Annotated in this window: 13 protein-coding genes and 2 pseudogenes; all 15 read left to right on the top strand. The window is 44.1% G+C overall.

From position 1 onward, the window contains the following. Positions 1-419 precede the first annotated feature (419 nt). Entirely contained in the window at positions 420-854 is a 435-nt protein-coding gene (locus tag EWV60_RS12595) for an MgtC/SapB family protein (RefSeq protein WP_223210969.1), read from the top strand. 65 nt (positions 855-919) lie between these two features. Then, positions 920-1,147 (top strand): annotated as a pseudogene (locus EWV60_RS12600) (transposase); the annotation flags it as partial. 135 nt (positions 1,148-1,282) lie between these two features. Then, on the top strand, positions 1,283-1,465 hold the full coding sequence (locus EWV60_RS12605) for a CsbD family protein (RefSeq protein ID WP_016515440.1): 183 nt from the start codon (positions 1,283-1,285) through the stop codon (positions 1,463-1,465). A gap of 171 nt (positions 1,466-1,636) precedes the next feature. Further along, the gene (locus tag EWV60_RS12610) at positions 1,637-4,522 is read left to right on the top strand and encodes a GAF domain-containing protein (RefSeq protein ID WP_287232584.1); all 2,886 of its coding nucleotides are present in this window, start codon (positions 1,637-1,639) and stop codon (positions 4,520-4,522) included. Positions 4,523-4,566: 44 nt separating this feature from the next. Further along, positions 4,567-6,123, top strand: a complete 1,557-nt coding sequence (locus EWV60_RS12615) for a caspase family protein (protein ID WP_287232586.1) — start codon at positions 4,567-4,569, stop codon at positions 6,121-6,123. Positions 6,124-6,171: 48 nt separating this feature from the next. Then, positions 6,172-6,639 carry a CsbD family protein gene (locus EWV60_RS12620; protein WP_016515443.1) on the top strand — a complete coding sequence of 156 codons (468 nt, stop codon included), beginning with the start codon at positions 6,172-6,174 and terminating at the stop codon, positions 6,637-6,639. 66 nt (positions 6,640-6,705) lie between these two features. Next, the gene (locus tag EWV60_RS12625) at positions 6,706-6,861 is read left to right on the top strand and encodes a lmo0937 family membrane protein (protein ID WP_016515444.1); all 156 of its coding nucleotides are present in this window, start codon (positions 6,706-6,708) and stop codon (positions 6,859-6,861) included. Positions 6,862-6,984: 123 nt separating this feature from the next. Continuing rightward, positions 6,985-7,410: a hypothetical protein gene (locus EWV60_RS12630; protein WP_016515445.1), complete on the top strand. Its 426-nt coding sequence runs from the start codon at positions 6,985-6,987 to the stop codon at positions 7,408-7,410. 264 nt (positions 7,411-7,674) lie between these two features. Beyond that, complete coding sequence (locus EWV60_RS12635) at positions 7,675-8,370, top strand: VIT1/CCC1 transporter family protein (protein ID WP_287232590.1); 696 nt, start codon at positions 7,675-7,677, stop codon at positions 8,368-8,370. A gap of 135 nt (positions 8,371-8,505) precedes the next feature. Next, complete coding sequence (locus EWV60_RS23245; RefSeq protein WP_304598356.1) at positions 8,506-8,679, top strand: Thivi_2564 family membrane protein; 174 nt, start codon at positions 8,506-8,508, stop codon at positions 8,677-8,679. Between the two features lie 35 nt (positions 8,680-8,714). Further along, entirely contained in the window at positions 8,715-9,809 is a 1,095-nt protein-coding gene (locus EWV60_RS12640) for a glycosyltransferase family 2 protein (RefSeq protein WP_194017038.1), read from the top strand. Then, on the top strand, positions 9,810-10,316 hold the full coding sequence (locus EWV60_RS12645) for a glycosyl-4,4'-diaponeurosporenoate acyltransferase CrtO family protein (protein ID WP_016515449.1): 507 nt from the start codon (positions 9,810-9,812) through the stop codon (positions 10,314-10,316). After that, positions 10,310-11,158: a transglutaminase-like domain-containing protein gene (locus EWV60_RS12650; protein WP_002777207.1), complete on the top strand. Its 849-nt coding sequence runs from the start codon at positions 10,310-10,312 to the stop codon at positions 11,156-11,158. Before EWV60_RS12645 ends, EWV60_RS12650 begins: the two co-directional genes overlap by 7 nt. Before the next feature lie 398 nt (positions 11,159-11,556). Beyond that, entirely contained in the window at positions 11,557-11,877 is a 321-nt protein-coding gene (locus tag EWV60_RS12655) for a P-II family nitrogen regulator (protein ID WP_002752253.1), read from the top strand. A gap of 218 nt (positions 11,878-12,095) precedes the next feature. Further along, a pseudogene (locus tag EWV60_RS12660) lies at positions 12,096-12,752 on the top strand (RRXRR domain-containing protein); the annotation flags it as partial.

Raw genomic sequence — 12,752 nt, forward strand, 5'->3', positions numbered from 1 at the left:
AAAAAAATATAGAAGAGCTAATGCAAATTAGCCGCTATCGGTTGAAGGATTACATCAAAGGACAAAGAGCGATATCGCTTGCCCTATCTACCTTCTAGCTCGCTTGTCCCCCTCTCAGGTCTAAGTCCCATTATGTGGACTTCGGTGGAATTATAGAGGAAGAAGGCACATTCTGTGGCTATACCATTCCGACCCGTCTGCGGATTGGATGGTACTTTGGCACTGAGCGGTTTGAGTCAGAGGGTGAGTTTTTCCGAGTCACGATTGATGATGCAATCTATCGGTAGAACGATCGGACATCAATAAAGAAATTACAGCCAACTTTGTATAATGAAGTACAGCCAAAGTAAGGAGGGACTACGGGTGTGTGGCAAGTGATATGGAATACTGTGCTATCGGAATTCTCCGAGATCACCGATGTGGCTCAAATTATCCGCATCATTTTACGTTTCTTGCTTGCGGCGATCCTTGGTGGTCTACTGGGGTACGATCGGGAGATCAAGGGCAAGGCGGCAGGGTTGCGAACGCATATGCTGGTTTCTTTCGGGGCAGCACTCTTCGTCCTCATTCCTCAACAATCTGGGGCATCGATCGCAGATTTAACTCGTGTGTTGCAGGGTTTGATCGCTGGGGTGGGATTCCTTGGGGCCGGATCGATCATTATAGGAAGGCACCAAGAGGAGGCTAAGGGGATGACCACGGCGGCGGGCATATGGCTAACGGCGGCCATCGGCGTAGCGGCAGGGATGGGGCGAGAAGCGACGGCCATTCTCAGCACTCTCTTAGCCTTGGGAATCTTATCCTTAATTCCCAAGGTCGAACGGTTGTTTGAACGCCGTGGAAGGAGGAGTTAAACGGGGTCGGAGTATTCGGGCGGATAGGGGGTCAGAAACTTCTGTCTAAAATCAAGGAACGCTACGGATGGGCATTGGAAGTGGTCAAGCGGAGCGATGACCAAAAAGGATTTGTCCTGTTACCGAAAAGATGGGTAGTCGAGCGAACCTACGCTTGGTTGGGATGTTTCCGTCGTTTAAGCAAAGATCACGAATATTTACCGACTACCAGCGAGGCGATGATTTATGCGGCGATGGTACATCTAATGTTGAGACGTTTAGCACCCGCCAAGTCGGACTCAACTACTTCCTGATAACTTTTCAAACAGCTTCTTAACCTTGAGTTACATTTTGTATCGTATTCAATCAATTCAATCAATTCATTCAAGAAATCAAACAACCACCTATTACACTTAATATTAGGAAGCCAATTTAACAAGGAGCATATCATGAGTTTAAAAGATAGAGCCAAGGCAACCGCCAAAAATATCGAAGGTAAAATTCAAGAAGCAGTAGGCGATCTGACTGGCGATCCCAAAGCTCAAGCAGAGGGCAAGGAAAAACAGGCAGAGGCAAGAGTTCGTCACACGGTCGAAGATGTGAAGGACGAAGTTAAAAAGATTGTTGATTAGTAGGTCATTTCATTTTAAGTTCTGGACTATGCTACTGAATATGGATTGTCTAGCCAGTATTTTTTTACGCAAGTCCTAAGAACTCTTCATCAAGAAATCGCTTAAAACCGTTAGAACCAGGAACAGTATTCAAGATACAATCAAGATAAAATAAATGAAAGGGAGACAATTATGGTGGATGAACATATTTTAAATGAAATTGAAACCCAGATAGAAAAGGCAACTCTTCAGCTATTTAAACAAGAAGAAGTTTTTGCCAACATTGTTCAACAATGTATCGGGCTAGGCTATGATTTTGCTTCAATTCAGTTGATTCGTTCTGAAGAACAAATTATTGAAGCAGTAAAGGGAACTGACTGGGCTGGAAAAGCTAGGCACTATCTAGAACCTGACCCCAGTTTAAGAGATATTCAAGCCGATATTTGCCAAACTTGCCGAACTGAAGTTATTGCTGGTTGGGATAAACGGGGGCGGTTTGATAAATGGGTTTACGATGATAACAATCACCAGGATCTGATACGGATTTTTACTCCTCTGATTTTAGTGCAGGATGATAAAGGTAAAAATGATCAACAATGGTTTAATGACCTTCGGGGAAATTTTATTAATCACGAGGTTACTGAGAATTGGTTTAAGGAGATTGGACAAAATCAATCTCAAGATAATGGTCAACAGAGTGTTGCGGAAATTTTTCTACCTGAATCCTGTGTAGGCGATGAAGTTAAAGTAATTGGAACAATAGAAGTAGGATATAAGAATCCATTAAAAAAGATTGAAATAGAAGAAGTGATTGATCTAATTAAAAAGGTAGGTGATTGGGCTTTAAAGATTCGTGAAACTCAACTTCCTTGCGTTTTGGACAAGATTGCTAAAATTGCCATGAAAGCAGTTGAAGCTGATGGAACTAGCCTTCATTTTTTAGAAGGATTGCCACTAAAACCTTATGTTCTGGAAGTCATTTCTGACGGAAGTATCAAGAAAAAACCTTTAGTGATTGAGGCAGATCGCATTCCTTACTCTTACGAAGTTTTTTCTGAATTAATTGGTCGTGACTTTATCAGAAAAAGTCCCCCCAGAAAAGGTGGTCTAGGTCAAAAGGCGATCAAGAATGATCAAGAAAAATTTGTACCAGATTTGTCTCAGGGACAAAATGCCATAACCCTAAAAGATTACAATCAAAAAGCATTTGATCTGGGAATTAAAGCAATTATTATTATTCCCTTAATTGTTGAGCAATATACAGGATGTTTGTATTTTCATTTCAAGAAGGAGAATCCTTTTGACAAAAGGGTAATTAGTTGGCTAAAACTCTTTCATAATCGGGTTGAAGAAGCCATCCGTCATGGGATAACTTACGAACATCAGCGAGACAGAAATACTCAACTCAAAGTGCTTCATTCAGTGGCTCAATCTTTGACCAAGAATCTAGATAAAGAGGACTTACTGAACCAGATTGCCTGGAGTACCCTCAATCTACTAGCCGCTGATACTATCACCATTTATAGATACATTGAAGCCAATGATCAATTTCTCTCTCAACCCGCTAGAGCAGGAAGACTAAAGTTTAGCCAACAAGCACAAACAGAAATCGATAGCGAGGATGTACCTGCTAAACTCGTCAAACATGGAAAGAATGTCTATCCTGATGATGTAGCCTGTCAAGAAATATTCAAAGGGTCCTTGTTTGCTAAAAAAGAAAAGATTCAGGCAGCAGCAGGAATTTTGCTGAAAGTCAATGATCAAATTGTCGGCACACTCTTGATCAATTATCGACGACCTCATGTTTTTGAACCTGATGAAAAAATAATTATTGAAACCCTTGCCGCTTCAGCCGCGATCGCTATTATGAATCAGCAATGGCTGGAAAATCGACAGCAATGGTTGAGAGCCTTCAGTGAGATTAATCGCCACATTAAAACCGCTATCGGCTTAGATAATAAACAACTCCCATTAAAAGATGATAAACAACTCCTAAACCTGATTATGCAACGATCTCTGGAATGCACTGGCGCAGACTTAGCAGATATTCGACTTTTTGATTCCGTAAGCCAAGAATTAGTTATGGAGGTTTGGCATCCAGCGAATGCACCAGGGGCTTCTTCGATTCGCACGAAACTCGGAGAGGGCATTACGGGATGGGTGGCTCAACATCGAGAAACCGTTTTAGTGAACGATGTTACTAAGGACAAGGGCAATCGCTACAAACGTTACGATGAACCATCGAATTCGGAGCTATGTGTTCCCATAGTGGATCAAGATCGTCTAGTGGGTGTCATCAACCTAGAAAGCTACCGCAAGGGAGCATTTGACGAAAGAGATAAACAAATGTTAGAAGCTTTGGCAGATCAGGTTGTTATTGCTATTCAAAGCGTGAAAAATAGAGAACAACTGGTTAAAGTGAGGGCTTTAGCTGATCTTGGAACCGTCACCAGTTCCTTGATTCATCGAATAAATAGTGAGGTGGGGGCAATTCGAGTATGGGCAGAAGATATTTACGATGTGGGCGATCCCTATAGCGAAGGGAAAGCACTTCGGATTCGAGCTTCAGCAGAACGGATTCTCCAAAAAGCTCAACGGATGCAAGTGTGGATTCAGCAAGAGGATAAATTACCGATTAATATTGCCGAAGTCGTACAAGATGCTCTGGCACAAGTCGATGATTTCCCATCTAATATCGTTAAACAAATCGAATTACCTGACAACTTACCGGATATTTCGGTGGGTAAACAGCAATTGACTGATGTTTTTGATAATCTAATCCGCAATGCTGCCAATGCCATGCCAGAAGGGGGAACTTTATCAATTGGGGGTCAACTAATTGATAGTGAGGGAGAAACTTTAATTAAAGTGTGGGTCAAAGATACGGGGATAGGCATTTCCGAAGAAGATCGTGATCTAATCTTTGAGCCTAGCTATAGTATGCCATCTTCAGGACACGGCATGGGAATTGGATTGTGGTTAGCTCAGACCTATATTGAAAGTTTAAAGGGTAATATCACCTTTGACAGTGAAATAGGTAAAGGATCTCAATTCACTATTACCTTACCTATTAATTGAGTAGGGATTCTTTTAACTTCACAGATAAGCATAAGGAGATTGATATGCAAGAGAGGGAATTCAGAATTTTGCTAGTTGAACATAAGCCTGGTTGGAAAGATGATATCCTTGAAGGACGGATTGAAAAAGCTTTAAGTTATATTGAGCAACACGACTCCTGCTATTATACTCTCATAAAAGTTGAGACTTATGAAGACGCACATCAGGCTCTGTCACAAGAAACTCCTTACCACTTACTGATTACTGATATTAGTTTAGGTGGAAAGAGAAAGCCTTCTAAGGAAAATTCTTTTAAGGGAGTTATGCTTCTTAGCCAAGCCAAAGACCTGAATATACCAGCGATCGCAGTTAGCAATTTATCAATCAAGGGTGATAAATTTGACGAATTCTTTGTAGATTATGAAATCAAAGGTTTTTTCGATGAAGCGGATTACTCAAAGGAGTTAAAATTCATCGATAGAATACAAAAAATTTGGAAGACTTGGTATTCTCACCAATCAGGCAAAAAATTGGATGAAATTCATCTGGAAAGCACTAAAAGAAAACCTATTCCCCTTAATACACCGGAGCCAAATATGAACTTTTGCGCCTTATTAATTGGAGTGGCTAACTATCGCCATGTTACTCAACTCACCAAGACCACAAATGATGCCCAAGATTTATATGATGCCTTGATTCGTAATGGCTATTCTCCTAAAAAAATGAATATTTTAAAAGATGGATATGCCACCAAAGATATTATTCTTGAACAACTAGGTTTGCTGGCTAACTCTACCGGAGAAGGTGACACGGCAATTGTTTTCTTTTCTGGTCATGGAATGCGTATTGTTGAAGGATCTTCGCAGGTAGAATATTTATGTCCTGTAGATGCTAACTTAGAACAAATTAAAGAAACTTGTATTAGCAGTGAAGAGTTTACAGCTAATTTGCGAAAAATTAAGGCAGATCGTTTAGTTGTTTTTCTGGATAGCTGTCACTCTGGTGGAGTCGGTGAACCCAAAGATGCAAACCTTCAAATCAAAAAAGGTTTATCAGAAGAAACCTACAATCAAATGGCTAATGGACAAGGGCGAGTTATTATCGCTTCGTGCAAATCTAATGAGGTATCTTGGGAATTTGAGAATTGGGAAAATGGGCTATTTACCCACTATTTACTCGAAGGATTGAAGGGCGAAGCAGCTGACTCCGATGGGAAAGTTCACATTATGCGTTTATGCGACTATATCTCCCAAAATGTCCCTCAACAACAATCCACTCAACATCCATTTATAAAATTAGCATCCGAAAATTTCGTAATTGCTATAAACCCAGAATTTTCAAAAAAACCACCAAACCAACAAAGAACACCAACCCCAAATAATACTGTAACAAAAGAACAATTACGGAAGCAAATTAAGGATGCTTATACTGACAGTGAATTTGAGACTCTCTGTGGAGATATGGAAGTAGAATATCAGGATTTACTGCAATACAGAACTCTTGATCTACAAAGGTTTCATCTAATTGATATTTGTTACCGTCATGGTAAGTACCAAGACTTAGTTAATAAAGTACACAATCATCCCTATTTTGCCAATCAAGAAACCATAAAGACTAGCTAATGTCTAAGCAGATTATTAACCAATCAATTTTTTTTGGAGTTTAAAAAAATGATTTCATTTCAACAGATTCGTCGCTTTGTTGTCACCATGATTTTAACTATAATGCTGACAATTACCATCGCTTTTGACTTTGGAACTACAAATAGTTGGGCTGCAACTTTACCCAACCAAATCGCAACCATGAATCGAGTCGAGGCAATGACAAAGGATATTGAGGGCAAAGCTCAAGAAGCGATCGGCAACATAACAGGTGATCCCAAAGATCAGATGATGGGAAAAGCCAAGCAGGTCGAAAGTCAGGCTCGTAATACAGCCGAAGATATCAAAGACAAGATGAAGTTAAAAGGGAGAACAAAAGCAGTAACAAAAAACATTGAAGGCAAAGCTCAAGAGACAATAGGTAAGGCTACTGGTAATCGCAACGATCAAGTTGCTGGAAAAGCTAAGCAAGCCGAAAGCCAAGGTCGCAATGTAGTAGAAGATGTAAAAGATGCGGTTCAAAATATCTTTAATTAAAGATCGATTGAAATCTTTTACTCCGAATCAATTTTCATTACTTTTATCTAAAGGAAAGAGGGAATTATGTTTGATCTCGTTTGGACTGCCGTTGTTATACTTTTCATTCTCTGGTTGTTAGGCTTCTCAGTTCACGTTGGGGGCAGCTTAATTCACCTGCTTTTGGTTTTGGTGCTGATTGGCATTGTCTACAACTTATTTCTGAGGGGACGTATTAGCTAATAATCGTTGTGGCTTGGCTTGCAAGCCAAAAAACTCCGACTCGCAACCAAGCTGCGATGTTTAGCTCAAATTCATTGCCACAGGTTTGCCTACATTATTCTGAAATCAGCAAGAGGAAGCATCATGAGTACTAGAATTGACAACTTCACCAAACAACTCCACGACAATTTAGAAGCGGTTGAAAACAGAGCAAAATCCCTTAAGGAAAGCATTCAATCCGCGATGAAAAAAACTCAAGCTGAGATTCAATCGAAACTCGACGAAGCGAAGGCACAGCTAGACGCTAAGAAACAAGAATTTGATGAGTACAGAGCAAGACTCAAAACTCAATTTGAGGAAAAAGAATCTGAGGTAGAGTCGAATATCGAGGAATGGAGAGCGAGTCGCGAAGTCAAGAAGCTCGAACATCGGGCAGATAAAGCTGAAGACTATGCAGCTACAGCGATCTTGTTAGCGATGGCGATGATGGAAGAGGCTGAAAAAGCAACCTTGGAAGCGATCGCCGCTAGACTAGATGCAGAGGCTGCTGCCGGAACCACAGAAAAGTAAGACCTGATTAAACCAAGCTTTTCGGGGAGTTTTAGCCACCGATATGCGCCTAAACATGGCGTTACCGTGTCGTATCTCAATGTTTACGAAAGAAAGGCAAAACTCAGATCGGCCTGATTAAGCCAGTGCAAATGCTTTCAGCACTATATCAGGATGTAGCGTTAGCTCAAGTTGCCAAAGAGGTTGAGGAAAAGACCATTCAGATGGTTGACGAGGCAAAATGAATACTCGCCACCTCAATTAATCATAAGGGAGAGAAAGAGAATGCCCAGAAGCCACAGAGAACGACATCGTACAGGGCGAATCGGCTGGCTACGGGCTGCAGTTTTGGGTGCAAACGACGGCATTGTCTCAACCGCAAGTCTAATCGTTGGGGTTGCGGCGGCACACACGTCTCGAAGCGAGGTGTTAGTGGCTGGGGTGGCTGGCTTGGTGGCTGGGGCGATGTCAATGGCCGCTGGTGAGTACGTCTCTGTCAGTTCACAAGCCGATACTGAGAAGGCCGATCTCTCGCGGGAACGGAAAGAACTTGATATCGACGAACCATCCGAGCGAGAGGAACTGGCGGCAATCTATGTGGCTCGTGGACTCGATCCGTTGTTAGCCAAACAAGTCGCCGAGCAGTTGATGACTCGTGATGCCTTAGGTGCACACGCCCGGGATGAACTGGGCATCTCCGAGAGCCTGACCGCTCGACCAGTTCAAGCGGCGCTGGCATCGGCAGGTGCGTTTGCCGTCGGTGCAGCCATGCCGCTGCTCACCGTGCTGGTAGCACCAGAATCGAGATTGGTACCCGTTGTATTTGGAAACTCTCTGATTTTTCTGACCGCGCTGGGAGTGCTGGCCGCACGCACTGGTGGAGCCCCCGTGATCAAATCGGCCGTTCGAGTCGCCTTTTGGGGTGCGATCGCCATGGGGCTGACCGCAGCCGTGGGTGCCCTGTTCGGAACGGTCGCATGAGAGGGAAACAAGCACAACGGTGTACCGCCACCTAACAAGCATATGTGTATGATAGAGAGAATAAAATGCTTAACGAAACTCATTAGAACTCATTAGATCGGAGAAAGGAGGTCAGTCATGGATCTAGTCCAGTTTATGGTAGTTATCATCGTGGTTGGGGTTCTATTGTGGCTCGTGAACAACTACATTCCGATGGACAGCAAGATCAAGCAAATCCTGAACATTGTGGTTGTCATCGCCCTCGTTTTGTGGATTCTTAAGGTGTTCGGATTGCTGAGTTTTCTCAAGGGAATTCGTATCGGTAGGTGAGTGATGTTCTAGACGGAAGGAAAGGTTGAATTATTATGGATCTGATGTCCATCACACTGGTGGTGCGCTGGCTAATAGGCTGGGGATTGATGTGGCGGTTGCCGCGACTTCCAGACCTTTCAGTCGTCGGTTCGCCTAAAGTCTCGGTCTTGATTCCGGCGAGGAATGAAGAGAGTACCCTCCCTAATTTGCTAACAGCCTTAAAGCAGCAAACATTCAAGCCCTACGAAATCATTGTCATCGATGACCAGTCCGCCGATGCTACCCCACAGATCGCCGAACAGGCCGGGGTGAAAGTAGTGCAGACTAGCCCTTTGCCCACAGGTTGGACAGGGAAAAACTGGGCACTCAAAACCGGATATGCAGCCTCATCTGGCGATATTCTCGTCTTTCTCGATGCCGACACTGAGCCAGGGGAGGAGCTGCTCCGCAGGCTGGTGGCAACTGTTCAACACTTAGGTGGTCTGGTCTCAGTTCAGCCCTATCACCGCACTGAACGCCCCTACGAACTGTTAGCGGTTCTGTTCAATCTCGTCGGCTTGATGGCCGTCAAACTGGGAGCAAGAGGTGGTGTGGCTTTTGGACCGGCTATGGCTACCAGCAAGGATGACTATGAGCGGGTCGGCGGCCACGACGCTGTGGCAGGATATGTTGTAGAAGACTGGTTCATGGCTCATATTTATGAGAGTGCGGGACTGCCAGTGAGTGCATACATTGGTCATGGCCAACTGGACTATCGGATGTACCCCGGCGGGCTGCGGGACTTGGTTGTTGGTTTCGACAAAAACTTTGCAACGGCAGCAGGGGAAGTCTCTTGGCTGCGGATGCTGGCGGTTGTGTTCTGGCTTTCAGGGTTGTTCTGGGCGGCTTGGTGTCTGCCCGCATCCCTATTTGGCTGGCCGATTGTCGGGAATTCATCCTTACTATATAACGTACTGCTTTATCTTGCCTTCGCCATACAGTTAGCCATAATTGTATGGCCAGTGGGTTCATTCGGAGCAATCGTCTTTTTCTTCCCCATTCCGGTTGCCTTCTTCCTTGCAGTGTTCCTGCTGGCAATTCTGAATCTCGAACGTGGTCAAATCGAATGGAAAGGACGAAGGATAAGTACCCGATGGCAAGGTGAATGAATGAGATTATCTATACTACAGTTACCGGATGGGGTAATCGTCGGGCTTTGTGTGGTCGGTTGGACAGTCTGGTCGCTTTTGATCGGTTTTGTCGGTCATCGACTTCCCCTGAAATTCCTAGAAACGGACACCTGCCTGACCCGGCCACGAATCTGGGGGGAAGATAGACAATGGTACAATCGGGTACTGCGGATCAAGCGATGGAAGGATCGGTTGCCAGAAGCAGGGGATTTCTTCCCAGGAGGTTTTCGCAAAACATCCGTTGGCGGTGGGGACTGTGCCGTAATGTCCCGTTTTTTGGCTGAAACCCGTCGCGCGGAATACGTTCACATCGCCATCTGGCTGTTTTGGTTAGTGACGATGCTCTGGACTCCTGGCTGGGGTGTGCTGGTAAACCTCGCCGTGGGAACAGCTTTCAACCTGCCTTGTTTGTGGGTGCAGCGTTACAATCGGCTTCGGCTCCAGCATCTGCTCGTATTGAAAGGACAGGGAAAAACGATATGCTAAAGTATGAGCTTGGCTGTGAATTAACCTACAGCATTGAGCAAGCAAGCACTCTAATTCTTAATGTTGCTATTGTCAGCAACAACCATCAGATTATTGTTCAGGAAGACCTCCATTCTAACTCTCAACGGTCGATTGAGGAATATATCACTTCTGTCAGTGGAAACCGATACTTTCGACTCAATGCCCCTCCTGGCAATTTGCAAATTTCCTATCGAGCAACCGTTGGCTTATCTCCTTATTATTCAGACCCCAGTACGATTTTTGAAGTAAAGCCGGCCGATTTACCCCTCGATATCTTGTACTATCTTTATCCGAGTCGTTACTGTCAGTCAGATCGATTATTGCGCTTTGTCGCGGCTGAATTTGGCCATTTAGTCCCTGGTTATTCCAGGGTGACAGCTATCTGTAACTGGATTTATGACAATGTTTTGTATCTCTCTGGTAGCAGTGATTCTTTAACTTCTGCTTGCGATACAGCGATAGAAAGGGTAGGCGTTTGTCGTGATTTTGCCCATTTAGGCATTGCTTTTTGTCGGGCCTTGAATATTCCAGCACGCTTTGTTTCCGGCTACGCCTATGGTTTAAATCCCCCCGATTTTCATGCCTGGTTTGAGGCTTATCTAGGGGATCGCTGGTATCTTTTCGATCCTACCCGCCTTGTGCCTCAGAGCGGGCTAATTCGCGTTGGCACAGGACGAGATGCAGCCGATGTTTCTTTTGCCACTATTTTTGGTCCCGTACAAATGAATCAGATGAGTCTTTTTATGGACTACTTACCCGATGCCAAGCCGATTTCCGAGAATATTTTGATACCGACAACAGAGGCGATCGCCATCTCTTGAGCGTACCCCAGTCAGGTATTCTATTATCGAAAATTTGGGTTGAAAACCCCGTCCTTTGAGGACGGCTTTAAGCTACAATGGAAAAAGCGATAACCAAGCTAAAAACTGAACCCTGACCACAGATAGTAGGGGGTTTCGTTCAGAAAAGAATTCAAATTCGGCCTTGAACGAGTAAAACTTTCTAGGAAATAAGGTTGAACATGAGATTTTTTCGACTTGTTCAAAGTGGCCGTCCGGCATTCGGACACTCAAAACGGACGGGTCGAAAGTGTCAGACTTAAGCAATTAAGCGTTTTTCGCTATCTGCGTCAACCCCATTGACGCGACCATCCTAAAAAAGTGGCGTGGTGAGCATGTCAATAACATTGTCTTTGAAAAACCCATTTTAGGAGTTGCCCATGTCATCCTCATCCCTACCCATTAAACCGGCTGTACTGGTTGTCATCATTGGTGAAACCGTCTTGCAAGACCGCATGATCAAGCTGCTGCAAGAGTTAGGCGTAACTGGCTATACCCTCTCGCAAGCCCAGGGCGCAGGTCGCCACGGCAACCGCCAGGGAGATATGGTCGGTTATAACACCAATATTGAGATCAAAACCGTTGTCTCGCAGGAAGTCTCGGAGGCGATCTTCTCTGGTCTCGTCGAGTATCAAGCTAATCATGCCTTAATCGCTTTCCGACAAAATGTCGAAGCGTTGACTGGGTTTGAGATAATTTGATTCGTCACTAACCCCGCCCTAAAAGGGACGGGGCTTGCCTAGACCAATTTAGGCGACGCAAGTAGAGACTACCGCATCGAGACACAATCTGGCCCAGACCTCCGAATACTTCCCTAGTTCGGATTCCCTCTCAGCTCTATTGGTAAAGCGTTGTTAGACAAGACATCTGGATTGTGTTGCGGTAAGGGACTTTAACTTTACTCTTAAGGATTATCTCCATGCCAAGAGTTCCTGTTATCTCAAAAGACGGAAAGTCGTTAATGCCCACCAAACCCAGTCGGGCCAGGCGGTGGATTAAGCAAGGAAAAGCTATCGGTAAATTCAACGACTTAGATATTTTCTATGTCCAGCTAACCACTGAACCTTCTGATAGCAAAACCCAACCGATTGCCATTGGTATTAACCCGGGTAAATTATTCTCTGGAATTGGCGTTCAATCCTCCCTTTTTACTCTTTGGAAGGCTCACTTAGAACTTCCTTTTAAGCGAGTAAGAGAGTGCCTAGACAATCGATGCTTAATGCGAAGAGGACGTAGAGGAAGACGGATTAACCGCCAACTTTCTTTTAATCTAAGAGCGCATCGACAAAAACGATTCTCAAATAGAAAACAAGGAAAATTAGCTCCCTCAATCAGAGCTAATCGTCAACTTGAACTTCTCAACTTGAACTTCGAGTCGTTTCCGAACTAACCAAAATCTATCCAATTACCGATATTTACTTTGAGTACATTAAAGCCGATGTTGATTTAACTTCTGGTAGAAAAGGAGCTAAGTCTGGAAAAGGTTTCTCGCCAGTTATGGTCGGACAGAAATGGGCTATTGAGCAACTGTCTCAATTGGCAACAGTCCATACTCGCTTTGGTTGGCAAACCTCTA

The sequence above is a fragment of the Microcystis sp. Msp_OC_L_20101000_S702 genome, assembly GCF_007095705.1.
Lineage (GTDB): Bacteria > Cyanobacteriota > Cyanobacteriia > Cyanobacteriales > Microcystaceae > Microcystis > Microcystis ichthyoblabe_A.